Here is a 25,362-nt window from a genome sequence, read left to right as displayed (position 1 = left end):
CCGTGGACTTCGGTACCTGGCCTGAGCTGCTCGTCGTCGATGTGGAGGGCAACGGCGCCACCCCGCCGGACCTGGTGGAGGTCGCCGCTGTCCGCATCGCAGGTGGTCGGCCGGTGCCGACGCTGTGCACGCTGGTGCGGCCGCCGCGGCCGATCACGTCCTTCGCCACTCGGGTGCATCGCATCACCAACCACGACGTGGCCGACGCTCCCCGCTGGGAGCAGGTCGCCCCGGCGATCCAGGCGCCCCTGCAGGGAGCCTGGATCGCCGCCCACAACGCGCACGTGGACTACACGGCGCTGAGCCGCCACCTGCCCGGCTGGGAGCCCGCCGGGGTCATCGACACTCTACGTTTGGCCCGCGCCACCTACCCGGACGCGCCCGGCTACGGCCTCGATGCGCTCCTGACCCACACCGCTATCCCACTGGATGGCATTCCCGGCTGTCGGCACCGGGCCGGGTTCGACGCCCACGCCACCGCGCTGCTCCTGCTCGATCTCGCCGGCCACTACCCCACCTGGCAGGTTCTCGCCGCAGCGGGCGTCCCCCCGGGCATGCCCGGCGCCGCCGTCCCCGACCACGAGGAACAGACCCTATGGTGACCTTCCCCGTCCACCTTGGTATCGCCGGAACCCACGGTACTGACACCACCCGGCTGACCCGCCGCATCGAGATGGAGCTGCGTGCGACCGGCCTGACCGTGACCCGCGTCGGTGGCCTGGCCAAACGAGCCGCCGACCTCGGGTTCCCCAAGATGACTCGGCACACCCCCACCTCCACCGAATGGATTATCGCGTTCGGGACCGCCGCCGCCCTGGAGGCGGAACTGACCTCGGACATCGTCATCGCTGACGGCACCGCGCACACCGCCCTGGCCTACTACCTGGCCGCCGCCGAGCATCGCAGCCAGCGGCCTGCACTTGCCGATCTCGACCGCCTGACCGCCCTGACAGAGCTACACACCAGCCGCCAGGCACTGATTCTGGCGACTGTCCTCGACCCCGCCGCCCCGTTCGACATCCCCGCCGGCAAGGACCCCGACTACTCCGACACGGCATTCCGGGCCCGCGTCGACCGGCACCTACACAAGATCCTCACAGAGCAGAGGCCCGACTATCTGCCCGTCCCCCACTCCGAGCACGCCGCAGCGGTGCAGACCACCGTGGCCACCGTCCTCGACACGCTGGAGACGCCGTGACCACCCTCCCGCCAGGCGGCGCCATCACCATCGCCGGCAAGCGCGTCTCCCGCCTGGGCCTGGGAACCATGCGCCTGACCGGCCCCGGCACCTGGGGATTGCCCACCGACGTTGTCGTCGCCCGCACGGTGCTGCGCACCGCGAGCGAACTGGGCATCACCCACTTTGACACCGCCGACGCTTACGGCCCGCACACCGTCGAAGACCTCATACGCCGCACCCTGCACCCCTACCCGGACGAGACCCTGCTGGCCACCAAGGTCGGGATGATCCGCCCCGCCCCGAATGTCTGGAAACCGCTCGGTCGACCGGACTACCTGCGCGCCGCCGTCGAAGCCAGTCTGCGACGCCTGGCCGTCGACCGCATCGACTTGTGCTACCTGCACCGGATCGATCCCGCGGTCCCGCTGGACGACCAGGTCGGGGAACTCGCTGCTCTCCAGAGCGAAGGGAAGATCGCCGCGATCGGCCTGTCCAAGGTCACGCCTGAACAGATCCACCGCGCCTCCCAAGTAGCGGCCATCGCCGCCGTGCAGAACTGTCTCAACCTCGACGAACCCGGAGATCCGGCCTTGGTTTACTGCGCTGAGAACGGCATCCCCTACATTCCTTATCGGCCGTTGAACGCCGGCCGCCTCATAACCACCGCGGGCATCGACAAGTCGCTGGGGTGGCTACTGGCTCTTGGGGAGCACGTCGCCCCCATCCCCGCCACCAGCAGCCCGCAGCACCTGCACGCCTTGGTGCAGGTCACCACCAAGACTTGCGCCCAGCGCAACGAGACAGGGTAGCCAGCAGAAGAAATCGATCAACGCCGAGCCGTACAAGAACGTCCAGAGCGCGTGGCTGCCCCCTGGCGCTGTGTTGGTCAATACCTACCCGTACATGGCCGCCGTCGGCGGCGAGCGCTAGCGGCCGGGCATGCCATACGCCACCCTCTCTGTCAGATTGCTGTGACAGAGGGTGGTGTACAGCCCGATCGACCGGGCGCGGTGTCGGCCGCGGCGCCGCCACCATCGGCTGTACGGCGCGGACGTCCGTATCAGCCCCGACGGGACGATCCACCTGCGGCGCGGCCGATGGAAGGCCACCATCGCCTGACCTCGGAAAGCCCACATCACCCCGCCCTTTCCAGAAGGGCGGGGTGATTTCGTAGCTCACCCGGGTGCGGGGCGGAGCAGGTGATGTTCATGCCCTCCAGGCGGCTTCGCTGTGAACGTCTCGCTGGTAAAAAACTTGCATACTGAGTTCACAGAACTTATTCTCGATTCACTTGCCACAGAGAGAAGCGGGTGGGGCGGGCTATGAGATCCCTGCGTGACGGACGGTCGATCCACCTTCTGGACATCGAGAACCTGACGGCGTCCTCCTCGCCGACGACGGCTCAGGTGAGGCAGACGATGAACGAGTATCGGGAGCGCGTCCCGATCGGCCCCATCAGATCCTCCCGAGGGGACCGTCGCCTTTAGGCGACGGGGGAATCGGGAGCGGGAGGGCCGCCAAGGCCCGAGCGTGCCCTGACCTGTCTGGTCTGCGCATCAGAGATCTCCGTTCGTCGTGCATTAGATGAGCGGCGCTGTTATAAACATCATGTGACTCGTCGGATACGCACTTCTCCCGGTGCGGCGTATGACCTCGGGTACCACGTGGTGTGGTGCCCGAAGTACCGCCGCCCGGTCCTTGGCGGGCGGGTGAAGGACCGCCTGGAGGAGCTGATCCGCACCAAGGCCGACGAGCACGGGTGGGAGATCGTGGCGCTTGAGGTGATGCCCGACCACGTGCATCTGTTCGTCAAGCCCAACCCGAAGAACTCGCCGTCGTACGTGGCCAACCAGTTCAAGGGCTTCACCTCCCACCACCTGCGCGCCGAGTTCCCGCACCTGCGCTCCCAGCTGCCCACGCTGTGGTCGCGGTCGTACTTCGTGGCCACGGTCGGCGCGGTGTCGGCCGAGACGGTGCGGCGCTACATCAACACTCAGTACGAGCGCACCTCCAAAAGTGGTGGTGCTCGTGCGTAGGTCGTTCAAGTTCCTGCTCCGCCCCACCAGCAGGCAGGCCGCCGCGCTGACCGCCTGCCTGGACGACCACCGCGCCCTCTGCAACGCCGCGCTGGAGCACCGCCGCACCGCCTACGCCAAAGCGGGCGTGAGCATCCGCTACGGCGAGCAGTCCGCCGACCTGAAACACATCCGCGCCGATGACACCGGCGGTCAGGGCCGGTGGTCGTTCTCCTCCCAGCAGGCCACCCTGCGCCGCCTGGACAAGGCGTTCGCCGCGTTCTTCGCCCGCGTCAAGGCCGGGCGCACCCCGGGGTTTCCCCGCTTCAAGGGCAAGGGGTGCTTCGACACGGTGACCTGGCCCAAAGACGGCGACGGCTGCCGGTGGGACTCCCAGCCCGAACACCCTACCGCCACCTACGTGCGTCTCCAGGGTGTCGGGCATATCCGCGCCCACCGGCACCGGCCGGTGCGCGGCACCGTCAAGACGATCAGTGTCAAGCGGGAAGGCTCCCGCTGGTACGTCGTGCTGTCGTGCGACGACGTACCTGCCGAACCCTTGCCCGCCACCGGCGCGGTCGTCGGGATCGACCTGGGCGTGGCCTGGCTGGTCACCACCAGCGACGGCGAGCACCTGGACAACCCGCGCCACCTGGCCGCCTCCGCCGAGCGCCTCGCCGTCGCCCAGCGGAACCTCGCCCGCAGGAAACGCGGCTCCACGCGGCGCCGTAAAGCGGTGGCGCGGGTCGCCGCCCTGCACGGCAAGGTCGGCCGTCAACGCCTCGACGGCGCGCACAAGGCCGCACTCGCGCTGGTCCGCGACTACGACGTCATCGCCTGCGAGGACCTGCGGATCGCGAACATGACCCGCTCGGCGTCCGGCACCGTCGAGGTGCCCGGCCGCAATGTTGCCCAGAAGTCCGGCCTCAACCGTTCGATTCTCGACGCGGGTTGGGGGGTGTTCTTGACGATCCTGTCGCACAAGGCTGAAAGCGCCGGTCGAGAGCTGATCGCGGTGAACCCCGCCCACACCTCCCGCACGTGCGCCCGCTGCGGGCATGTCGCGAAGGAGAACCGCCTCGCCCAGGCCACGTTCGTCTGTCAGCGGTGCGCTCATGCGGCGCACGCCGACGTCAACGCGGCGATCAACATCCTGCGGGCAGGGCTTGCCCTTCGCGACGTCGCGCAAGCGGCTTAGCGAGAAGCCGCTCCCTTCAGGGAGCGGAGGAGTCACGGATCAGTTCATCGTCGCGGTGAACCCTCGCTCCATGGTGAGTGTGGGAATCGCGATCCGTGGGGTGCAGCTGCTGATCCGCCCGGGCGCCGACGGAGCCGACAGCGCCCTCGCCGAAGCGGCCGTGAGCGGCAGGATCGACCTGCGGTTCGAGCGAGTCGTCATCGGTTCGGGGGACGGGTACTTCGCCGACCTGGCCGCCTGGCTGGCGGCAGCGGGACCGCATGTGACCGTGGTCAGCCGCCCCGCTTCGCTGAACTGGCGCCTTTACACCGCCACCAGCGACATCACCTATCTGCCTCCGACGCTGGCTCTGGCCGCCTGACATCCATCGTGCCGACCCGCACCAAGCAGTGGTCGGCCCGATGTGCTCTAACCCGCGCACCAAACTGTCCGGACTGCCGGGGGAACCTCGGTTCGGTGAGCAGGGTCACGGGCGACCGCGCGGTGTGATCGACGGAGTGTCTTAAGTGTTCTTGGCGTCCGTCGGAGCGGACGTGTTCTGCCTGCGGACGTACTCCAGCAGATCCTCTTCGTCGATGACCTCGTCGGCGGGTGGGGTGGTGATGACGAGACGGCATCCCCAGTCGGTGTAGCGCGTGTCGCTCCGCTTGACCAGCGGCTCTTTCCCCACTCCCGCGGTGTCGGTGGTGACCAGGCGCTTGGGCAGACCGTCACGGCCGGTCCAGAGTTGCCAGGAGACCTTCCCCTTGCTCTTCTTGCCGATGGCCTTCCCCGAGGTCCAGGCGATGGGGGCGCTCTTGGAAATTCTGCGCAGTTCCTGGTAGCTCACGGTGCCTTGGTAGAGGAAACCGCCGGAGACGGCCTTGCTCGCTGAGCGCTTCAGTACGGCCTTCATCATGGACAGGTCGTACATGTCGATCGGCTGCAGGCTGGCGCCCCGGGCCATGTCCCGGTTCATGCGTCCCCTGTGCTCGTTCGGGAACCGGACCCACTTCTTGCCATCCGGAACGGGCCCGGGGTACCGGGTGGCGTCGTCGTACACGTTTTTACCGACGCGGATCACCCGGTAGGGATCCGATTTCTTGGACGGGAGCCCCTTGCCTTTCGGCCAGGAGAGATCCCACCAGGTGAAATCCGCAGCCACCGGACCTGACGGAGCCAACTGGAGATGACCGCTGATCCGGATCCCACTCCCGGAGACCGTCGACTTCTTGCCGTAGAAGAAGCGGTTGGTCTCGGAAATCCGAACGCCATGCTCACTTCGGAACTGCTGCTTGAGCGCGCGTGCCGGATCAGGAGCGCCTGTCTGCGCGGCGGCGGGACTCATGGCGCCCGACATGGACGCGATCAGTACGGCGACCGCCAGGGCAGCCCATCGTCTCATGGAGTATTCGTCCTTTTTAGGCTTTTTGCAGCACTGGGTAGAAAAGTGGAGTTCGGCCGGGCCATGCGGATTTTCTCACGGCGACTCCGCGGCTGCCAGAGAGCGCTGACGTCGCTCCACGGGGAGGAAGCGGACGACGATGAAGCCGATACTCGCGGCAGCCGCCACCCACACGACCGTAGGGCGAACGGCTACGCGAACGCGACAACGGCATATCTCTCATCCTGGATGGTTCGCCCCCACAGGGCGGGATCAGGCAGTGGCTCGACGCGGGCGGTTTCGCCGGTACGCCGACCGCATGGACGCGGAAAACCTTTTGCGTGGTGGAGGGGACGGCCGACACACTCTCGGGGTGGTCGAGAGCAGGAACATCGACGGGCGCGCCGGCATCGACGCGGGGTTGGTGAGGCAGCTGGTCGCCGCCCAGTTCCCCCGCTGGAGCGCCCTTCCCGTGACACCGGTCGAGGTCGACGGGTGGGACAACCGCACCTACCGTCTCGGTGACGAGATGACGGCACGTCTTCCCACCGCGTCCGGTTATGCCCCGGCGGTCGATAAGGAGGACCGATGGTTGCCGGTGCTCGCCCCGTCGTTGCCGGTCGACATTCCCGTTCCCCTGGCGAAGGGGGTTCCGGGCGAGGGATACCCGTTCAACTGGTCGATCCGCGGTTGGCTGGACGGCGAGACCGCGAGCCCCGACCGCGTCGACGACCTGTCCGGGTTCGCGGCCTCGGTCGCCGGCTTCGTCCTCGCCCTGCAACGCGTCGACGCGACCGGCGGGCCGTCGGCGGGCGCGCACAGCTTCCACCGGGGTGCGCCGCCGGCCTACTACGACGACGAGACACGCCGTACCCTCGCCGCCCTGGAGGGCCGCGTCGACACCACCCGGGCAGCGGCCGTGTGGGACGCCGCGCTCAAGGCGACCTGGTCCGGGCCGCCGGTGTGGTTCCACGGCGACATCGCGAGCGGGAACCTGCTGGTCAGGGATGGAAAGCTGAGGGCCGTCATCGACTTCGGGACGTCGGGCGTCGGCGATCCCGCCTGCGACCTGGTGATCGCGTGGACGATGTTCTCCGGCAACAGCCGGGAGGTCTTCCGCAACGTCGTCGCTCAGGATCCCGCCACGTGGGCGCGTGCTCGTGGCTGGGCCCTGTGGAAGGCGTTGATCACCCTGGCCGAGAACATCGACAGGGATGAGCGGAAAGCCGCGGAGAACCGTCACGTCATCGACGAGGTCCTGGCCGACCACGATCGAGCCGGCTGACGTCATCGGGACCGGCGCTCACCCGGCCGTGCCGTCTCCGAGTCCGCGCCGTCTCTGTCTCTGAGTGCGTGCCGGCCGCCTCCACGCGACGTCTACGCGGTCACCCGCGCCCACCGTCGTGAAGGCGGCCGTACGGATCACGCTCGCCGCCGCCGGGCCGGCGGTGTGGATGGTCTGCACGATCGGGTTGTCGGCCCTGGCCAGGGACGGCAACAACGTGGTCAGCAAGAACAGGCTCACGGTCCTGATCGCGTGCCGTGACTGCGCTCGCCCGATGGGGCGTACGCCTTTGCGGTGAACGTCAGGAACGCCCGAGCCGGACCTGTGTCATGCCGTCAGCGCTGTAGTGTCAGCAGGCCCGGCCGGTAGGGCAGGAGGCCGTAGTCGCCGCCGGAGTTGGGGCTGCGTCCCTGGTAGAGCAGCTGCAGATTGCAGGGGTCGACGGTCATGGTCTGGTCGGCGCTGGTGCGGATCAGTTCGCCGTGGCTGATGTCGTTGGTCCAGGTGGCGCCGCTGTTGGCCTTGCCGGCGAAGGGGTTGCTCTCGGTCGCGGCCTGCGGTGTCCATGTACCGTTCAGGCTGGTGGCCGTGAAGGAGCGGAAGTAGCGGCCCTGCGAGCCGATCGCCTCGACGATCATGAGGTAGCGGTTCTCGTTCTGGATCTTGTAGACCTGGACGGCTTCGAACAGGTTGTTCGTCGTGTCGCTCATGATCACGGTCGAGTTCGAGCCGAAGCTGCCGGGGAAGTTGCCGATGGGCATGCCGGCCCGGTAGATCTTGCCGTTGTCGCCGGCGAAGAACAGGTACATGTTCGTGCCGTCACCGATGAGCGCCTGGTCGATGGGGCCTGTGCCGGAGCCGGTGATGCTTCCGGAGAAGAGCGTCTGCGGTGCCGACCAGCCGTTGGGGTTGGTGGGGTCGGTGGAGGTGCGGTAGGAGAAGGCAGGTCCGCCCCACTGGTAGGCGAGCACCCAGATGTTCTTGGGGGCGAAGTAGAAGAGCGTGGGCGCGACAGTGGAAGCAGACATCGTGTTCTGGCTGGCCGAGGCCATGTCGGACCAGTTGGTGAAGAGGCCGAAGTTCATCGAACCCCAGCTCGTGCCGTTGTCGTGGGTGGTGGCGTAGACGAGCTGCCTGCCGTTGTAGGGGGCGACGGTGAAGTCCTTGAGCGAGACCCACCCCGACTTCGGGGTCGCCAGTGAGCCCGTCGATGTCCAGCGGTACGTCGAGGGAAGAGCGCACGTGCCGGTCGGCGTCGGGGTCGGGGTCGGGGTCGGGTTGGGCCCGCTGCCGACCTGGACGAGTTGCCACTGCTGGTTGTTGCCGCCCCAGTCGTCGTACTGGACGATGTTGGCGCCGTCGGTGGTGGAGGCGCCCTGTACCTCCAGGGCCTTGTTGCTGTTGCGGTTGATCAGGCGGATGTAGCCGCCCGCCGAGTCGGCCGGCCGCCACTGCTGGTTGGTGCCGTTGAGGTCGGCCCACTGGACGATGGTGCCGCCGTTGGCGGTGGAGAAGTTGTAGACGTCCAGCACCTTGCCGGAGAGCCTCGACTTCAGGCGGTAGTAGCCGCCGCCGGAGTCGACGAACTGCCACTGCTGCTGGTTGCCGTTGTTGCGGGTCCACTGGGTGATGCGGGCGCCGTCGTTGGTGGCCAGGTTGTAGACGTCCAGGGCCTTGCCGCTGTTGCGGTTGACCAGGACGTACCAGGCGTTGGTGTCGACGGCCGCCGCGTTCGCGGCAGTCGTCGAGCCCATCGCGACCAGGAGACTGGCCATGAGCGTGGTCACGACCGCGATGATCGCCATCGTGCTCCGGCGCGGGCGCCGGGTGTGCGTGATTTCCAAGGTGTGCTCCTTGTTCGAGAACCGTTCAGCCGACACGGACGAGCTGCCACTGCTGGTTGTTGCCGCCCCAGTCGTCGTACTGGACGATGTTGGCGCCGTCGGTGGTGGAGGCGCCCTGTACCTCCAGGGCCTTGTTGCTGTTGCGGTTGATCAGGCGGACGTAGCCGCCGCTGTCGGCGACGCGCCACTGCTGGTTGGTGCCGTTACCGTCGGCCCATTGGACGATCGAGCCGCCGTTGGCGGTGGAGAAGTTGTAGACGTCGAGGACCTTGCCGGAGTGGCGGGACTTGACCCGGTACCAGCCGCTGCCGGAGCTGACGAACTGCCACTGCTGCTGGTTGCCGTTGTTGCGGGTCCACTGGGTGATGCGGGCGCCGTCGTTGGTGGCCAGGTTGTAGACGTCCAGGGCCTTGCCGCTGTTGCGGTTGACCAGGACGTACCAGGCGTTGGTGTCGATCGGTCCCGAGGTCGGCGTGGGCGTCGGGTTGGTGCTGCCGCCGTTGAGCGCGTTCAGTACCGAGGTGTAGGCGGCCTTCTTGTTGCCGGCGGCGTCGAAGAGCAGGGGGTTCTCCCCGGTGCGCCAGGAGTCGCTGTCGCGGATGCCCCAGACGGTGATGCCGGTGCAGCGGGCGACCGCGAGGCAGGCGCGGGTGACGGTGGCGTAGTTGTCGGCCTGGTTGGAGCCGGCGATGTCGAGTTCGGTGATCTGGACGTCGACGCCGAGGTCGGCGAAGCGCTGGAGGTTGGCCTGGTAGTCGCCGGGGACAGAGTTGCCGAGATGGGACTGGAAGCCGACGCAGTCGATGGGGACGCCGCGTGATTTGAAGTCGCGGACCATGTTGTGGATCGCGGTGCTCTTGGCGTTGATGCCGTCGGTGTTGTAGTCGTTGTAGCAGAGCTTGGCGCCGGGGTCGGCGGCGCGGGCCGCCCGGAACGCCGCCTCGATCCAGTCGTTGCCGGTCCGCTGGAGGCTGGAGTCACGCCGGGCGCCGGAGGTGCCGTCGGCGAAGGCCTCGTTGACGACGTCCCAGGAGTGGATCTTGCCGCGGTAGTAGGTGGCGACCTGGGTGACGTGGTTGATGGCGGCACTGCGCAGTGTCGAGCCGGACAGGCTCTGGGCCCAGCCGGGCATCTGGGAGTGCCAGAGCAGGGCGTGCCCGCGCACCTTCATGCCCCGGCTGATCGCATGGTTCGCGATCCGGTCGCCGTTGGTGTAGTTGAACGAGCCACGCGAGGGTTCGGTGGCGTCCCACTTCATCTCGTTCTCGGCGGTGACCGAGTTGAACTCGCGGTTCAGGATGTTCACGTAGGTGGAGTCACCGAGCTTGTTCGCGGCGACGGCGGCGCCGAAGTAGCGACCGCCTCGCTCCGCCGCCGACGCGCCCAGCGTGGAGGCGGCGCTCGCCGGAACGGAGATCGCCACCGACATGCCGATGGCGACCACGCAGGCGCTCAGCAGGGACAGGAGTTTCCACAGCCGTGGGTGCCCGGAGGTCCGGGCCGATCGGCTTGGGGTGTTCATCATGGGGTGCCCTCTCGTTTCACGGTGTGGTGAGGTCGAACCGGCGTACTGTCACCGCGCCCCCGAGGGACTGGGTGGCGTAGTTGAACATCGCGAAGCGGTAGCCCATGAAGAACTGCCAGGCGTTGTTCAACGTGAAGGCCGGACCGAGGGAGGTGAAGGTGACGCCGTCGGTGCTGTAGGAGAATCTGGCCTGGCGTCCGGAGCCTGGACGGATGTCGGCGTTGACACGCAGCCAGATCCGGCCGCCGGAGATGTTGGCACTCGCGGCCTCGGTACCGGTTCCGGTGGTCTGCCAGCTGCTGTTCATGGTGAGGCCGTTGGTCATCACCACCCGGTTCGTGCCGTTGTCGCGTTTGACGCCGATCCATGCCGATGAGTCGCGCAGCATCGCCAGCCCGGACCGGTCACCATTGCTCATCGTCGAGTAGTCGAGCTCGATCGTCGCGGTGGACGACGGACCCTGAATGCGGTGGGTCAGGGTGTTGCGGGCGTTGTACAGGTCGTTGGTGACGGTCGCGGTCTGCAACCGCAGGCCGCTGCCCGACGACCACTTGGTGTTGTCGGGGTTGTGGTTCCATTCCCAGCGGTGGCCGAGCGCGCCCGAGGTGAAGGTGTCGGGGCCGATCATCGACTGGACGGTCCGGTTGGTCTGGATGTTCGGTTTGGGGTAGGAGGCGCCCCAGCCGCCGTTGACCGTCTGGATCGTAGGCCAGCCGTCGCCGGTCCAGGTGATCGGCGCGAGAGCGGGCACCCGGCCGCCCGGGTAGGCGTCGACGAACGACATGTAGTACCAGGCGCCGTTCTGGGTCTGCACGAGGCCGCCTTGGTGGGGCACGCCGCCGCCTACGAGCGGGCCCGGCATGTTCAGCAGGACCTGGCGCATCTCGTAAGGGCCGAACGGGCTGGTCGACCGCAGGACGTACTGGCCGTTCGCGGGCCGGGTCAGCCAGATGTAGTAGTAGCCGTTCCGCTTGTAGAAGCGGGCCCCCTCCAGGGTGCCGACGCTGGAGGGGGTCTGGAACACCTGCTGGGCGCGCACCTGGCTGAGCCCGTCGGCCGAGAGCTGGGCGACGCTGATCGTGCCGTTGCCGTAGGCGACGTACATCGTGTCGTTGTCGTCGACGAGCAGGCCGGCGTCGTAGTAGCAGTTGTTGATCTGGGAGCGCTTGGTCCAGGTGCCGTCCACCGCCGAGGCGGTGTAGACGTAGGTGCGGTTGAACTCGACGCAGCCCATCCAGTAGTACGTGCTGTTGCTCGGCCGGTAGTTGAGGGTCGATGCCCAGATGCCCTTCACGTAGGCCCGGCCGCCGTTGAGGTCGTAGGCGTTCGAGTTGAAGTCGAGCCGGGGGACCGAGTGGCCGGCGTACTCCCAGTCGACCAGGTTGTAGGAGCGCAGGATCGGCGCGCCCGGCGAGTAGTGCATCGTCGAGGCCGAGTAGTAGTAGGCGTCGCCGACCCGGATGATGTCGCCGTCGGCGAAGTCCTGCCACACGACCGGATTGGTGTAGTCGCCCCCCGTGGTCGGCGTTGGTGTGGGGGTCGGGTTCGGTTCGCTGCCGACCTGGACGAGTTGCCACTGCTGGTTGTTGCCGCCCCAGTCGTCGTACTGGACGATGTTGGCGCCGTCGGTGGTGGAGGCGTTCTGGACCTCGACGACCTTGTTGCTGTTGCGGTTGATCAGGCGGATGTAGCCGCCCGCGGAGTCGGCCAGGCGGAACTGCTGGTTGGTGCCGTTGCCGTCGGCCCACTGGACGATCGAGCCGCCGTTGGCGGTGGAGAAGTTGTGGACGTCCAGTACCTTGCCGGAGTGGCGGGACTTCAGGCGGTAGTAGCCGCCGCCGGAGTCGACGAACTGCCACTGCTGCTGGTTGCCGTTGTTGCGGGTCCACTGGGTGATGCGGGCGCCGTCGTTGGTGGAGAGGTTGTAGACGTCCAGGGCCTTGCCGCTGTTGCGGTTGACCAGGACGTACCAGGCGTTGGTGTCGACGGTCGCCGCGTTCGCGGACTGGGTCGTGAGAAACACGCCCACGAGGAGCAGAGATGAGAGAACCGCGAGCACACGTCTCACAGGAACCTCCAGAGGTTGTTGTCCGAGCCGTTGTCGTCGGTGAGCACGATCTGCGCGCCTTGGGCGGTGCCGGCCAGACCGAGGACCCGGCCGCCGTTGGCGCACTGGATGCGGAAGGTGGCGTCGCTGCCGTAGCGCAGCCGCCAGCGGTGGTCATTGGTGCCGTTGTCGGCCCACTGCACGACCCGGGAACCCGCCGCGGTGGCGGCGTTCTCCACCCCCAGCACCTTCTGACTGTTGGAGTTACGCAAGCGCAGGTAGCCGCCGGTGTCGGCGGCGGCCGTCCAGAGGTGATCGGCGGTGCCGGTGTCGCCCCACTGGATGACGAGCGCGCCGTCGGCGGTGGACATGTCGGTGACCCCGAGCACCATGCCGGTCGCCACGTTCTGGACGCGGCGCGCGCCGTTGGGCACGAACCGCCACTGGTTGTCGGCCGAGCCGTTGTCGGAATCCTGGACCGCCTGGGCGCCGTTGGCGGTGGAGCCGTTCAGGATGCCCAGCAGCTTCGAGCTGTTGGCGTTGCGAATCTTGACCGAGCCGTCGCCGACGTCAGTGATCGTCCACCGGTGGTCGGCGGTGCCGTTGTCATCCCACTGCAGGATCCGGGCGTTGTCGGCCGTCGACATGTTCTCGACGCCCAGCACCTTGCCGCTGTTGACGTTGCGGAACCGCAGCCCGTTGCCGTCCACGATCGGCACCCAGTCATGGTCGGCGGTGCCGTTGTCGGTCCACTGCAACGCCAGACCGCCGTCCGCGGTCGACATGTTCTGGATGCCGAGTGCCAGCCCGCTGGCCGCGTTGATCAGCCGGAAGCTCGTCCCGCCGCCTCCGCCGCCCTGCCCCGTGGCGTTCCAGTAGACGACGTAGTTGTGGTCGGCGGCGTCGTAGAACGGACCCAGATTCACCGATGCCCCGTTGGCCGTGGCCGTGAACGCCAGCGTCGAGGTGCTGGTCCGGGTGATCGTCGAAGGGGTCAGTGCCGGCGCAGACGACAGGGATGTGCTCCCGTAGTCGCCCGACAGCACGACTGGGCCGTAGGTGACGGCCTGCAGGTTCGGGTTGTCGTTGGCGGCCTTCAGAACCACCCGCATCGGGAGCCGTACGGTCATCGTGTCGCCCGACGTCCACGACCGGGTGATCGAGGCGTAGGTGCCCGGGGTGGTGACGACGTTCTGCTGGACGCCGTTGACGCTGATCGTCGCGCCCTGGGTCCAGGCCGGGATGCGGACCCGTATCGTCCATGACCCGCTCACATTGCCGGTGACCTGCAACGATGTGGTGTCGCTCACCGGATACGACGTCGTCTGGGTGACCGTGATGCCGCGCTGTGACCAGTTGAGCGTGGAGGGCGCGAACAGGTTCACGAACAGTGTGGTGCCGTTGTGGAAGTAGATCGAGTCCATCAGCTTGGTGTTGGTCTCGATGCCGGTGCCCTGGCAGCACCACATCGAGTCGTAGTCGGTACTCCACGTGCCGCCGCCCCAGGCCGGGCCGACGCCTCTCCTCCCGCCGGGGTTGAGCGGGGTGAAGTAGGTGACGTGGCCCCGGCTGTCGGCCGGGTTCTGCTGGCCGAGCAGGTGGTTGAGCAGGGCGTTCTCGTAGTAGTCGAAGTAGTCGGCCCGGGTCGGCGACAGCGTCCACAACTCCCGGGTGAGCTTGAGCATGTTGTAGGTGTTGCAGGCCTCGCCGGTGTCCCTGGTCAGGTGCGCGGCGATGGTGTTGGGGGCGCGGAAGTGCTCGGCCTGGCTGTTGGAGCCGTTGGCGTAGGTGTGGGCGTTGATCGTGATGGCCCAGGCGTTGGCGGCGATGTCGCGGTAGCGGGTGGTCCCGGTCGCCTTGTACTCCCGCGCGGCGCCGATCCATTTGGGCACCTGCGTGTTGGCGTGCAGGCCACTGAGCCGGTCCTGGTTGGAGGCGAGCGGGTCGAAGACGGCGGCGTGGTCGAAGCGCTGCGCGACCGTCAGCCAGCGGGAGTCCCCGGTCATCTGGTACAGGTCGGTGAGCACGGCGTTCATGCCGCCGAACTCGGTGCCCAGCATGGCCTGCGTCTGGCTGGAGGACAGGCGGCCGGTCCGGGTGTCCACCCATCCGGCGAGGGCCAGAAGCACGGTCCTGGCCTGGGTGTTGCCGATGTGCCGCCACACGTCCAGCAGCCCGGCGAGGGTCTTGTGGATGCAGTAGTACGGCACGTTGCCGTTGCTCAGCGTGCGGTTCTCGACCGCGGTGATGTCGGTCTCGGGGAAGCCTGACAGGTAGCCGGTGGTGAACCCGGCCGCGCCGTTGTTGGCCTGGCATCTGGCCAGCTCGGCGACCATCTGGTTGGCCTTGTCCCGGCAGGTGGTGTCTCCGAGTACGGCATAGGCCTGTGCCCAGGCCGTCAGGAAGTGGCCCTGCATGTGGGACCGGAACGGGAAGCTGGGCGCGTCCCAGCCACCGTTGGCCGCCGCGCCGTTGGTGGACAGGCGGTGGTTGGCGCGGAAGACGTACAGCAGCCGGTCGACGTCGACGAAGCGCAGGTAGTTGAGAGTGCGGTTCTGGTTGTCCAGCCAGCGGCCGGAGGTCAGCCGGACCTGGCCGAGGTCGAACTCGTAGGCCGAGACACCGACTTCGGATCTGGCCCACGGGAGCGCGGCCAGAGCATGAGGCGTGCCCACCATCTGGCCGACGGCCGAGAGCGCGGCGGTCGCGCCCGCGGCCCGAAAGAGTTGGCGACGGCTCAGGGACATGGGGAAGCTCCTTAGGGCTGGGGGGTGAGGTGACCGGTCGAAGCCACCACGGTCGGCTATCCATTTCACGCGGTCAGGCCGTTGGCGCGGCTGACCACGGCTTTTGGTGCGTAGGTGCCGCGCTCGGAGAAATTGTTAGCGATAACATTTCACTCATGAGGTAACCCGGAAGGTCGCGTCCTGCCGGTCGGCGGTGCTCGATGACAGGTTGATCGGGTCGATGTCAGCCGCCAGCCGTTCACCGCGTCGCCGAGGTTGTGAATCATCACGTTGGCGGTGAAGCCGGCGTTCCACTGGCTGGTGATCGTGTATTCCACCCGGCAGGCGACCGCTCCGTGTGCGCTGGTCGCGGTCAGCGGGCCGATCAGAGCCGGCGTCAGGACCGACATCACAAGGATGACCAGTCGTCGGTACAGCGGAGGGTGAGCGAAAGGTCCGCCTTGGATGTGCGTTCGAGATGAGGAGAGCATCCAACGCTCCTTGGCCACGTCTAAGAGGTGGCGGCCACTAAAACCTGTTATCGCTAACATTCGAGACTCCAGATCTCCATGGCCTGCTCCCGTGGATGCGTTGTCGCGGAGTACATCCGACTGTTCGATCCAGGTCAACGAGTCACAACCTTCGCTGACCTGGGCATTGCCACTGACACGTTTCCCGGCCTGGGCATTCGTCCGGTGGGAGATCACGTCGCGCTGCCCGCGCATGTGAAAGTTTCACAGAAGTCACCAGTTGGCAACCGTAGAATTCTGGCCGAATCCGGCTAACTTCCTCGACGGACCTTGATGGATGACTCGGGACACCCGAGCCGATCGATGGAAATTTTCCGGTTGACTTCCGATACCTGCCGGATCAACGATCGTTCCAAGCGTCTGGTGAAGCGGGCTGGAAAGGGGGAGGAACAGCGGAAACGGCCATAACGAGAGACCGAAAACCGCCCGGATACACTCCCGATATGACCTCGACCGAGGAATCCCCCCACGCCGACTCGGCCCCCTCCGAACCACTGACCCTCTCTCAGCTCGCCGAGCTGGCCGGAGTCTCCATGGCCACCGTCTCAAAGGTCGTCAACGGCCGCTCGGAGGTCGGCCCGGAGACCCGCGCCCTGGTCGAGGGCCTCATCCGAGAGCACGGTTACCGCAGACAACGCCGCCGCATCAAACCGGCGGGCCTCATCGAGGTCGTCTTTCACGAGCTGGCGGGCGACTATCCGATAGAGATCGTCAAGGGTGTCCAGCAGGTCGCCCGGCGGCATGGCCTGAGCGTGGTGATCTCCGAGCTCGGCGGTCGGCATGCCCCGGGACACCGGTGGATCGAGGACGTGCTCAGCCGCCGCCCCACCGGTGTCATCACGGTGTTTTCGGGTCCCACGGATGACCAGCGCGTGCGGCTGGCCACTCGCGAGGTTCCCTTGGTCGTGCTGGATCCCGCCGGGGATCCTGGCCGCGGCGTACCTTCGGTGGGGGCCACCAACTGGAGCGGTGGCCTGGAGGCCACCCGTCACCTTCTCGAACTCGGTCACCGCCGAATCGCGATGATCACGGGGCCTGAGTACGCGCTTTCCGGCCGGGCACGCCTGGACGGTTACCGTGCCGCCCTTGATGCCGCCGGCGTGCCGGTCGACCCCGACCTGATCTGCCAGGGGGCGTTTCAGATCGAGGACGGCCTGGCCCACACCCGCCGACTGATGAAGTTGCCTGAGCCACCTACTGCGATCTTCGCGTCCAACGACGGCCAGGCCGTCGGCGTCTACCACGCTGCCCATGAGCTGCGCCTACGCATCCCGGACGACCTCAGTGTGATCGGCTTCGACGACATGCCCCCCTGGCGCTGGGCCATCCCGCCGCTCACCACGATCCGCCAGCCCCTGATCGAGATGGGCGCCACGGCCGCCACCATGCTGATCAGCCTGGCTGAGGGGGAGTCGCTTCAGCAGAGGCGAGTGGAGCTGGGCACCGAGCTCGTGATCCGCGAGAGCACGGCTGCCTTTCAGGGGAAGCCGAAAATGCCTGTGGATCTTACGTAAGTTTCTGTGGCATGAACGATTGACGAGGCCGTAACGTAACCCGGCGTTGCCGGCAGAGTTGTCAACGCAAATGCCCATCTCTCGCTGATCGTTGCTGTTCGCCGGTGCCTGAGGAACCGGCGATCCGGCTTGGCGTCCGAGCATGAAAGGCCGGTGTCGCGGCGGTCGTTGCCCCGCACCAACACGAGCGACGCGCCGCCGAGCCGGGCGACCTCGTCAGGGGGAAACGGCTGTGGGGAACATCGGTACAGCCGTTGGCGCTGAGAACGATCATGGTCCGGCTGTAGCCGGAAGGGTGTTGACACGGTTCTCGTATTCGCGGCGGGCCTTGCGCTGTGCCGGGATCGCCGGGGTGCCCTGGGTGCCGCGCACGAGGCGGAACATCTCGGAGATATGCACGATGTCGCCGGGCCGCGCGTACGCCGGCAGCTCGCCGCGTCGCGGGTCTGGCGGGAGCCGGTGCTGCCGGAGCCGGTCTGCCGATCCGCGAAGCCGATGCAGGAGCTCCGGCTGAGCCCGACCGCACGGTTCCAGCTCCGGTAAATACGTTGCGGGGTCCGAAACGGGCGGGGCATGCTGGGTCGATCGAGCGGCGAAGAGCGCTTTGTCGGGGATGACCGGCCCGCTGTTGGTGACGGTAAGGGCCGTCTGCGTGCCGGAGGTCTGTGTGGTGACCTTTACCTGCCCGTCTTCGTGATTGTGGCGGATGGCGTTGTCGATGAGGTTGGCGACGAGGCTTTCGATCAGTCTCGGGTCCCCGGCCGTCACTGCGGGCGTCAGGTGTTCGGTTAGGTCGACGCGTCTCTCCATTGCCTGGTCGCGGCGGGAGGCGATCACTCCTTCGACGACGTGGGCGAGGTCGAGGGTGTCCCAGCGGGTGACGCCGCGCTCGCTGGTGGCCAGAGCGAGCAGCGCTCGGACGAGCCGCTCCTGGTGTTCGCCAAGAGCGAGGGCGTCCTGGCAGGCCGATCCCGGGCCCGGTTTCGGTGATCGCACTCGATGAGGGGTGGTCTTTGGGGGTGGCCGCGTGGATGCCGGCAAGCGGGACGGCGACGAATACGACCACGAAGACCCCGGCGGCGTAGATGCCCGCCGCGTAGGCGAGCGCGAGCCGCGTCTGCAGGGACCTGCCGGCGAGCGTCCGGGGGGTCATGACGGTCCGATGCGGTAGCCGCCTTCGCGGATGGTCTCGATCACGGGCGGGTCACCGAGCTTGGCTCGTAACCGGTGCATGGTGTGCTTGACGGCGCTGCTGAAGGGGTCGGCGGCCTCGTCCCAGACGCGTTCGAGCAGTTCCTCGGCGGAGATGACCAGGCCGGGTACGGCGAGCAGGCATTCGAGCAGGGCGAACTCCCTGGGGCTCAGGTCAAGGCGCCGACCGGCCCGGAACGCGATACGGCGGGCCGGATCGAGGGTGATGTCCCCGCATACCAGGGTGGGCGGTAGCGGCGGGGCTGTGGGGCTGATCCTGGTGCTCGTGGTGGCGGTCTCGTTCTTCACGGCGGAACACCGGCGGGCTGATCGGGACCGGTCTGCCGGCCGAGCCGCATCCAGCGTGGCTGCTGGAGGCCAAGGCCATGGTGGTCGGCGCGGTCGCGTTCGTGACGGGGCTGGTGACCTCGGGGGTCGTGGTCCCTGTCGGCCTGGCGATGTTGCGTGCCAATCAGAACCCGATTCAGCCGATCACCCTGGGTACCGAGCTGCGGGTGATCGTCGGCTACGCGGCGCTGACCGCGGCCGCCGCCGTGCTGGCTCTGGGCCTGGCCGCGCTGGTCAAGCGGGGCATCGTCGCCGTCGGGCTGGCCATCGCGCTGGTCGTCGTGCCCTACCTGCTGGCGACCGCGGGTCTGGTGCCATGGCTGCTGATGATCACCCCTGCCGCCGGGTTCGCGATCACGCAGAGCGTCCCCACGTTCGCGCATGTGGACGTGGACCAGTCACTGCTCGGGGGCTATTACCCGCTCCCGCCATGGGGAGGTTTGGCCGTGACCTGCGGGTATGCCGCCCTCGCCCTCGGGGTGGCGATAGCCGTACACCGCAGGAAAGCGCCACGTTAGGTTCCGCTCCCTCAAAGGTGCGGAACCCGCTCGGCGCGTTCGGCGGTAGCACCCCGGGATACGGCTCGGACAATGCCGGAAACATGCCCGAACCTCGAGGTCCGCCGAACCGCCTTTGGGCCCTTACGCCGACAGTGCAGGCTGCTTCGGAAACTGACACCCCTGATGTTCCGCCTCAGGTACGTGGCAACGGTCTCTTATCCAGTACATGGTGCCGACCTGCTGGTTCACCGCGAGGGCAGCCGCACGATCCGGGTGCGTCATCCGGTACATCGAGATCGGATGTGGGTTTTGGGCGTATGTGGGCTAGACCCCTTTGATGCGTTTCATGGTGATGTGGGAGTCGACCCGGGAGACCGCGGGCAGCGGCAGGATCTGCCGGCTGAGGAACTCCTCGTAGGCGATCGGGTCGGCGACCGCCACCCTGATGTAGTAGTCCGGGCGGCCGAACATGCGCCGGAACTCCATGACCTCCTTCAGTGCCGCGACCCGGGATTCGAAGTCCTCCACGGTCTGCAGGTCGTTGACCGCGATCTCCACCGAGATGACCACTTCCAGGGAACGGCCCAGGGCCGCTGGGGAGATCTGCGCCCGGTACCCGGCGATCACGCCGGCGTCCTCCAGGCGCTTGACCCGGCGCAGGCACGGCGGGGGAGTCAGCCCCACCCGGCCGGCCAGCTCCACGTTCGACAGCCGGCCGTCCCGAGTAAGGTGAAATAATATTTCACGATCAATGTGGTCAAGCCTAATAATATTGCTCATATGCTTCACCCCTGATGGTTTTTGAAACCATATTATGCACTATACGCACTAAAATTGCTTTCATGAGTGCAATGCGAGCGAGGGGCGGGTCGCGGGACTTCGCGGCGGCAGCGGCCGACACCGCCTCGGTGGGGCTCAGCCTGTTCCCTCTCGGGATCAGCTTCGGCGTCCTGGTGGTGCACACCGGGCTGAGCTGGTGGTGGGCCACGGTGTTCACCGCCGTGGTCTACGCCGGGTCGCTGGAGTTCCTGCTGCTGGGCCTGGTCGCCTCGGTGACACCGCTGGGGCAGATCGCGGTGACTGCGCTGCTGGTGAACCTCCGGCACGTCTTCTACGCCCTGTCCTTCCCGCTGTCGCAGGTCCGGCCGCTCGGCCGCATCTACGCCACCTTCGCGCTCACCGACGAGGCCTACGCCATGACCACCGGCGATCGCGCCCGCTCCTGGAGTAGCGCCCGCATTCTGTGGATGCAGGTGCTGTGCCAGGGCTACTGGGTCGGTGGAGCCACCCTCGGCGCGCTCGCCGGATCCCTGATCCCGCTCACCCTGCACGGCCTGGACTTCGCCCTGACCGCCCTGTTCGTGGTCTTGACGATCGATGCCTGGCGCGCCCAGCGGGATCTGCCAGCTCCCCTGCTGGCCGCGGCCGGCTTCGCCGTCGCCGCACTCTTGACTCCCGGGCAGGTGCTGCCGGTCGCGATGGCCCTGTTCACCGCAGGCCTGCTGATCCGCTACGCCGTGGACCGCCACACCGCCTCCCGTGCGCCCGACGATCACACCCGCCCCGTGCCCGCCGCGGCCGTCTCAGCCGGGGAAAGGTGAGAACCCGTGCCCAGCCCGCACTACCTGGCCGCCGCCGTGGCCGTCAGCGCCGCCGTCACCTGGGGCCTGCGCGCCCTGCCGTTCGCCGTCCTGACTCCGCTGCGCCGCTCGGCCGTCCTGGGCTACCTCGCCCTGCAGATGCCCGCCGGCATCATGTTGATCCTCGCCCTGTACACCCTGCGCGAGGTCCGCCCCACCTGGTCGGCCGTCGTGCCCACCGCGGTGGCCCTGGCCACCGCGATCGGGCTGCACCTGAAAACCCGCAACGCCGTGATCAGCGTCCTGGGCGCGACCACCTTGCACGTGGTGCTGTCGACCCTCTGGCAGACCTGACGACCCATCGCATGCATACCCGGCGCGGGCGTGCAGTTTTCCCAGCTCAGCGGCTCCAAGATCGACCCATGGCCGCTTTTCCCCGCACCTCGGCCGGCCCCAAAACTTCGGTGAGGGGGGCGGTTGCAGCACCTGACGCAGAGTGTCCATTATGGGCAGATGTTGGAAAACTTGCCCCTTTTTATCGGGGCCACTCTTTTGATCTCGATGGTCCCGGGGCCGAGCACAGTTGTGATCATGCGGCAGTCCATGACGTCTGGCCGACGGGCCGGTATAGCGGCCGTGCTGGGCAACGAGGCGGGATGGCTGTTGTGGTCGGTGGCCGCGGCACTGGGGTTGTCCGCGTTTCTGGCGCTTTCGCAATTGGTCTACGACGCGCTGCGGCTTGCCGGCGCGGCTTTCCTGATCTATCTGGGAGTGAAGGCGCTGTGGTCTGCCCGCAGGGGTGGGTATGGGGCTGCAGCTGAAGCGGTGGAGCGGGCGCCGGATTCGTGGGGGCGCAACTTCCGGCTAGGGCTGGTCACCAATCTGGCCAACCCGAAGGCGGGCCTGTTCGCGATGTCATTTCTGCCACAGTTCGTGCCGGCCGGCGTGCCCGTGCTCAGCGCGCTGCTGCTGCTCGCCGCGGTGTCTACGCTGATCGATCTGGCCTGGTATCTGGGGGTCGTGTGGCTGGTGGGGGCGGCGCGACGGTTCTTCGGTCGGCCGCGGGTCCGGCATCGGCTGGAGCAGGTATCCGGGCTTGTGCTGGTTGTCCTGGGCGTTCGTTTGGCGGCCGAGTTTCGCTAGCGGCCCGTCACGCAACCTCGGTTGGGTAACTGGTCCAGCCGCGGACGGGTGAGCCGGCGGCGAAGTGATGTTGCCCCGAAGTCGGCCGCCACTTTTGGCGGGGTCATGTGGGGAGCCTGCCGGACAGCCTCAGCCCCATCAGTCCTGGCGGTCATGCGCAGTTACGCGATCGGCGCGCTGCGGCTGCTCGACTTCACCGGCATCGCCGGCATCGCCGAGGGAACCCGCTGGGCCCGCGATGGTTTCGGCAGCCCGTTGATCGCTCTCGGGCTCACGATTTGAGAACGCCGTCTTGAGAACGCCGTCAGCCCTGGGATCTATCTCGAAAGGCTCCGCATTACCGTTGCGCTAGATCGATATAGAGGTGGCATTCCGGTATGTCTTTTTCTCTTGCGTGAAATTTTAGCAGGAAGGTAGCCGATATGGCCGACGTACGTGCCGAGGATCCAGGGAGGATTGGCGCTCACCGTCGAGAGCGAGGCCTGTGTTTATCGATCCCGGGTGCGGGGATACTTGTCGTCGTAATCGCTCATTCCGGGCGAATCAACGAATCCGGGAGGCTGACATGAATGGATACCTACCGTATCGTGATTCCACTCCGACTACCCGTATTGGGGGCGTGCGCGGCTGGCAGGCGGACATTCTTCGCGGCCAGTCGTAGCTGAATGAGCCGAGGTACTGCGGTGTGTCAAAACCGCAGTGCCTCGACCTAATTACGGGCGGGGCGATGCATCGGGGGGCGTTTGTGGCGCGATTGTCGTACCCTGCCGTTTGGCGCAGCGATGTGGTGGAGGATCTGTTCGGATTCCCGGTTTCCGATCCCTACCGGTGGTTGGAAGACGGCAATGACGCGCATGTGCGGGACTGGGCCGCGGCCCAGGATCGTCTCTTCCGCGAATATCGCGCCGGATGGCGCGAGAAGCAATCGTGGGCGTCCTTGGTGGATCAGATGTCATCCTTCGGCGTGTCCGAGCCTCCGATGGTGCGTGGTTCGGTCATGTTCCTTGCCGAGCAACTCCGTGGGGATGAGCAACGGCGCCTGCTCGTCGTTGACGCCGAGGGGAACAGGCGGGTGCTGGTCGATCCGGCGGAGATCGATCCGTCCGGCCATACCGGGCTGTATGCCTGGTGGCCATCGCGCGAGGGCGAACGTGTGGCTGTCCAAATGGAGGTCGCCGAGCAGCCCGGCAGCGACATCATGGTGCTGGACGTGCGTACCGGGGAGACGGTGGACGGGCCGTTGCCACGCGCCCGTAACACCTCGCTCGCCTGGCTGCCGGGAGGGGATGCGTTCTACTACGTCAGCCGTGTTCCCGATGAGGAACTGGCCCCCGGCGACATGCGTCTGCAGCGGCGGGTGAGGTTGCATCGGATCGGTTCGCCCTGGCAGACCGACGCGGTGGTGTTCGGCGACGACGATGCCCCAGACCACTACTACGGGCTCACGGTCAGCGCCGACGGCCGTCATCTGGCGATCACCGCGATGGTCGGGCCCGCCTCGCACAACGATGTGTACGTGGCCGAGCTCACCGATCCGGAAGCCCCGCGTTTCATCAGGATCGTGGATGGGCGCACCACACGCGCCCGGGTTCTGCCCCGCTTCCTCGCGGACAACGATCTGCTGCTGGTCACCGACTACCAGGCTCCGTGTGGCCGCATCTGTACGGCGCACCGGCACGATACCGACCCGGCCACATGGCGCGCGCTGGTAGCCGAAGATCCCCAAGCCCCCTTGGACGAGTGTCTGGTCCTGGACGGCCCGGCACTTCCGCGGCCCCTCCTGCTGGTGGCACGCGCCCGCCACGGCACCTCCACCCTGACACTGCACGACCTGGCCAGTGGCCGGATGCTCACCGGCCTGCCCCTTCCCGGCGCGGGCGTCGTGTCATCCCTGCGCACGAACATCCCACACGGGCATCACGCGTGGTTCAGCTACTGTGACGCGACCACACCCCCCACCATCTATCGCCACGACGCCACCAGCGGGAGGACGGAACAGGAAACCGGCGCCACAACAGCCGGACATACTCCAGAAATCCGCAGCCGCAGTGTGCGTTATCCCGCCGGCGACGGCACCGAGATCACGCTGCTCCTGTTCACCCCGGCCGAGGAGCATCAGGGTCCTCGCCCCACCCTCCTTTACGGCTACGGCAGCTTCGGCATGCCGATGCGCTCATGGTTCTTCCCCATGGCAGCCGCATGGGTCGGCGCCGGCGGCACCTACGCGGTCGCCTGTGTACGCGGAGGCGGCGAAGAAGGCCAACGCTGGCACGACGCCGGCCGTGGACCACACAAACACCGCGCGATCAGCGACTTCAACGACGCCGCGACCTGGCTCATCGACACCGGTCGGACCACCCGCGACCAACTGGCGATCTTTGGCCAGTCCGCCGGCGGCCTACTGGTCACCGCCGCCGCCACCCAGCGACCGGACCTGTACGCCGCGGTCATCGCCGATGGCCCGCTGTGTGACATGGTGCGCTACGAACACTTCGGCCTGGGACGCACCTGGACCGACGAGTTCGGTACCGCCTCCCACCCCGAACAACTCCAATGGCTACTCACATACTCCCCGTATCACAACATCACGCCCGGAGCCCGCTATCCCGCATTCCTCCTCACCGGCGCGGTAACCGATCTGCAGACCGGAGAGGCCCACGTCACCAAAATGTGCGCGGCACTCCAACACGCCACCAGCGGTGACCGGCCGATCCTCATGCGTCGAGAACCCGACACCGCCCACGCCGCCTCTCCCGCGAGCAAGGAACGCGCCCTGACCGTGGACATCCTGGCCTTCGCCGGAAAACACACCGGTCTGTCACCGAAGGAAACAACCACGCGTCCTCACGAGACCGCCGCAGAAGCACACTGAGAACGGGGCCTGACCGTCTTTCGTGATCTTCGTGCGGTCGGCTGAGGGGTGTTTTCGCCTTCTGGTCAGCGTGGGGCCCGGCTGCCGGGCCGGTCCCCACTGACGAACGCCGGGCATCGGCGAACGGCTACACCCAACGGCGAAGGGCGTCGACCGTCGTTTCCGGTGAGGTGTTGAAGCAGAACCGGATCCCGGGTGCCGTCGCCACCAGCACGTTGATCAGCCGTTCGAACAGGAGGGTGTGCTCGGGGGCCATCCGCACACCACCTCCGATCATGGCCAGCTCGAAGGTGCCCTCGGACAACCGTTCACGGATGGTCCTCTCCGCCGCGTCCGGGTCGGTACCGATCAGGCACGACACCGCGTCGAAACCCGCCGCACGCAGAGCCGCGTCGCCCTGCTCGATCCGTGCGGTGAGCGTCGCCTCGTCGAGGCCTGGATACCGGGTGTAGTCGATCGCGTTCGGATGTAGCCCGATCGTCAGAATCGTTGCCATCCTCG

The 25,362-nt window shown here is 67.1% G+C and carries 25 protein-coding genes; 15 read left to right on the top strand and 10 right to left on the bottom strand.

Annotated features, from left to right (window positions below; all coding sequences use genetic code 11):
- Positions 1-2 precede the first annotated feature (2 nt).
- From ACQP0P_RS33240 to ACQP0P_RS33215, 6 genes are all read left to right on the top strand, one after another.
- Positions 3-602, top strand: a complete 600-nt coding sequence (locus ACQP0P_RS33240; protein WP_433362473.1) for a 3'-5' exonuclease — start codon at positions 3-5, stop codon at positions 600-602.
- Positions 596-1,198 carry a hypothetical protein gene (locus tag ACQP0P_RS33235; protein WP_433362470.1) on the top strand — a complete coding sequence of 201 codons (603 nt, stop codon included), beginning with the start codon at positions 596-598 and terminating at the stop codon, positions 1,196-1,198. Before ACQP0P_RS33240 ends, ACQP0P_RS33235 begins: the two co-directional genes overlap by 7 nt.
- Positions 1,195-1,989, top strand: a complete 795-nt coding sequence (locus tag ACQP0P_RS33230; RefSeq protein ID WP_433362467.1) for an aldo/keto reductase — start codon at positions 1,195-1,197, stop codon at positions 1,987-1,989. The genes ACQP0P_RS33235 and ACQP0P_RS33230 overlap by 4 nt, the downstream gene beginning before the upstream one ends.
- Positions 1,990-2,790: 801 nt before the next feature.
- Complete coding sequence (gene tnpA / locus ACQP0P_RS33225) at positions 2,791-3,216, top strand: IS200/IS605 family transposase (protein WP_433362464.1); 426 nt, start codon at positions 2,791-2,793, stop codon at positions 3,214-3,216.
- The gene (locus ACQP0P_RS33220; protein WP_433362461.1) at positions 3,209-4,393 is read left to right on the top strand and encodes an RNA-guided endonuclease InsQ/TnpB family protein; all 1,185 of its coding nucleotides are present in this window, start codon (positions 3,209-3,211) and stop codon (positions 4,391-4,393) included. The genes tnpA and ACQP0P_RS33220 overlap by 8 nt, the downstream gene beginning before the upstream one ends.
- Positions 4,394-4,463: 70 nt before the next feature.
- On the top strand, positions 4,464-4,754 hold the full coding sequence (locus ACQP0P_RS33215) for a hypothetical protein (protein WP_433362458.1): 291 nt from the start codon (positions 4,464-4,466) through the stop codon (positions 4,752-4,754).
- Positions 4,755-4,895: 141 nt separating this feature from the next.
- On the opposite strand, the gene ACQP0P_RS33210 is transcribed toward ACQP0P_RS33215, so the two are convergent.
- Entirely contained in the window at positions 4,896-5,777 is an 882-nt protein-coding gene (locus ACQP0P_RS33210; protein ID WP_433362455.1) for a hypothetical protein, read from the bottom strand.
- A 352-nt stretch (positions 5,778-6,129) separates the two neighbouring features.
- Between ACQP0P_RS33210 and ACQP0P_RS33205 the strand changes: the two genes are divergently transcribed.
- Complete coding sequence (locus ACQP0P_RS33205; RefSeq protein ID WP_433362452.1) at positions 6,130-7,041, top strand: aminoglycoside phosphotransferase family protein; 912 nt, start codon at positions 6,130-6,132, stop codon at positions 7,039-7,041.
- A 64-nt stretch (positions 7,042-7,105) separates the two neighbouring features.
- Complete coding sequence (locus ACQP0P_RS33200) at positions 7,106-7,339, top strand: hypothetical protein (RefSeq protein ID WP_433362449.1); 234 nt, start codon at positions 7,106-7,108, stop codon at positions 7,337-7,339.
- A gap of 37 nt (positions 7,340-7,376) precedes the next feature.
- Here the strand turns inward: ACQP0P_RS33200 and ACQP0P_RS33195 are convergent, their stop codons facing one another.
- The 5 genes from ACQP0P_RS33195 to ACQP0P_RS33175 all read right to left on the bottom strand — a co-directional run bounded on the left by ACQP0P_RS33195 (position 7,377) and on the right by ACQP0P_RS33175 (position 15,908).
- Positions 7,377-8,816 (bottom strand): non-reducing end alpha-L-arabinofuranosidase family hydrolase, encoded by a 1,440-nt coding sequence (locus ACQP0P_RS33195; protein ID WP_433382243.1) that lies wholly within the window; start codon positions 8,814-8,816, stop codon positions 7,377-7,379.
- Between the two features lie 94 nt (positions 8,817-8,910).
- Entirely contained in the window at positions 8,911-10,410 is a 1,500-nt protein-coding gene (locus tag ACQP0P_RS33190; RefSeq protein ID WP_433362447.1) for an endo-1,4-beta-xylanase, read from the bottom strand.
- Between the two features lie 16 nt (positions 10,411-10,426).
- The gene (locus ACQP0P_RS33185) at positions 10,427-12,433 is read right to left on the bottom strand and encodes a family 43 glycosylhydrolase (RefSeq protein WP_433362444.1); all 2,007 of its coding nucleotides are present in this window, start codon (positions 12,431-12,433) and stop codon (positions 10,427-10,429) included.
- A 41-nt stretch (positions 12,434-12,474) separates the two neighbouring features.
- On the bottom strand, positions 12,475-15,204 hold the full coding sequence (locus ACQP0P_RS33180; RefSeq protein WP_433362441.1) for a beta-L-arabinofuranosidase domain-containing protein: 2,730 nt from the start codon (positions 15,202-15,204) through the stop codon (positions 12,475-12,477).
- A 149-nt stretch (positions 15,205-15,353) separates the two neighbouring features.
- Positions 15,354-15,908: a cellulose binding domain-containing protein gene (locus ACQP0P_RS33175; RefSeq protein WP_433362438.1), complete on the bottom strand. Its 555-nt coding sequence runs from the start codon at positions 15,906-15,908 to the stop codon at positions 15,354-15,356.
- A gap of 248 nt (positions 15,909-16,156) precedes the next feature.
- On the opposite strand from ACQP0P_RS33175, the gene ACQP0P_RS33170 reads away from it, so the two are divergent.
- Positions 16,157-17,227 (top strand): LacI family DNA-binding transcriptional regulator, encoded by a 1,071-nt coding sequence (locus ACQP0P_RS33170; RefSeq protein ID WP_433362435.1) that lies wholly within the window; start codon positions 16,157-16,159, stop codon positions 17,225-17,227.
- A gap of 270 nt (positions 17,228-17,497) precedes the next feature.
- On the opposite strand, the gene ACQP0P_RS33165 is transcribed toward ACQP0P_RS33170, so the two are convergent.
- Together ACQP0P_RS33165 and ACQP0P_RS33160 are read right to left on the bottom strand one after the other, a co-directional pair.
- Positions 17,498-18,223, bottom strand: coding sequence for a sensor histidine kinase (locus ACQP0P_RS33165; protein WP_433362432.1), 726 nt, complete (start codon positions 18,221-18,223; stop codon positions 17,498-17,500).
- Between the two features lie 153 nt (positions 18,224-18,376).
- Positions 18,377-18,727 (bottom strand): winged helix-turn-helix domain-containing protein, encoded by a 351-nt coding sequence (locus tag ACQP0P_RS33160; RefSeq protein WP_433362429.1) that lies wholly within the window; start codon positions 18,725-18,727, stop codon positions 18,377-18,379.
- Positions 18,728-18,804: 77 nt separating this feature from the next.
- Here ACQP0P_RS33160 and ACQP0P_RS33155 point away from each other — a divergent pair, with 77 nt between their 5' ends.
- Positions 18,805-19,284 (top strand): hypothetical protein, encoded by a 480-nt coding sequence (locus ACQP0P_RS33155; protein WP_433362426.1) that lies wholly within the window; start codon positions 18,805-18,807, stop codon positions 19,282-19,284.
- 306 nt (positions 19,285-19,590) lie between these two features.
- Here the strand turns inward: ACQP0P_RS33155 and ACQP0P_RS33150 are convergent, their stop codons facing one another.
- Entirely contained in the window at positions 19,591-19,968 is a 378-nt protein-coding gene (locus ACQP0P_RS33150; RefSeq protein ID WP_433362423.1) for an Lrp/AsnC family transcriptional regulator, read from the bottom strand.
- Positions 19,969-20,108: 140 nt separating this feature from the next.
- Between ACQP0P_RS33150 and ACQP0P_RS33145 the strand changes: the two genes are divergently transcribed.
- The 5 genes from ACQP0P_RS33145 to ACQP0P_RS33125 all read left to right on the top strand — a co-directional run bounded on the left by ACQP0P_RS33145 (position 20,109) and on the right by ACQP0P_RS33125 (position 24,861).
- Positions 20,109-20,867 (top strand): AzlC family ABC transporter permease, encoded by a 759-nt coding sequence (locus ACQP0P_RS33145; protein WP_433362420.1) that lies wholly within the window; start codon positions 20,109-20,111, stop codon positions 20,865-20,867.
- Between the two features lie 6 nt (positions 20,868-20,873).
- A complete protein-coding gene (locus tag ACQP0P_RS33140; RefSeq protein ID WP_433362417.1) occupies positions 20,874-21,200 on the top strand; it encodes a branched-chain amino acid transporter permease in 327 nt (108 codons plus the stop codon).
- Between the two features lie 237 nt (positions 21,201-21,437).
- Positions 21,438-21,989, top strand: coding sequence for a LysE family translocator (locus ACQP0P_RS33135; RefSeq protein ID WP_433362414.1), 552 nt, complete (start codon positions 21,438-21,440; stop codon positions 21,987-21,989).
- Positions 21,990-22,142: 153 nt separating this feature from the next.
- A complete protein-coding gene (locus ACQP0P_RS33130) occupies positions 22,143-22,271 on the top strand; it encodes a hypothetical protein (protein WP_433362411.1) in 129 nt (42 codons plus the stop codon).
- 505 nt (positions 22,272-22,776) lie between these two features.
- Positions 22,777-24,861, top strand: coding sequence for a prolyl oligopeptidase family serine peptidase (locus tag ACQP0P_RS33125; protein WP_433362408.1), 2,085 nt, complete (start codon positions 22,777-22,779; stop codon positions 24,859-24,861).
- 127 nt (positions 24,862-24,988) lie between these two features.
- On the opposite strand, the gene ACQP0P_RS33120 is transcribed toward ACQP0P_RS33125, so the two are convergent.
- Positions 24,989-25,357 (bottom strand): hypothetical protein, encoded by a 369-nt coding sequence (locus tag ACQP0P_RS33120; RefSeq protein ID WP_433362405.1) that lies wholly within the window; start codon positions 25,355-25,357, stop codon positions 24,989-24,991.
- Positions 25,358-25,362: the final 5 nt, after the last annotated feature.

The organism is Streptosporangium sp. CA-115845 (assembly GCF_050943795.1).
Taxonomy (GTDB): domain Bacteria; phylum Actinomycetota; class Actinomycetes; order Streptosporangiales; family Streptosporangiaceae; genus Streptosporangium.
The sequence above is the reverse complement of the archived record's forward strand: the minus strand, read 5'-3'. Positions and strand labels throughout refer to the sequence as shown.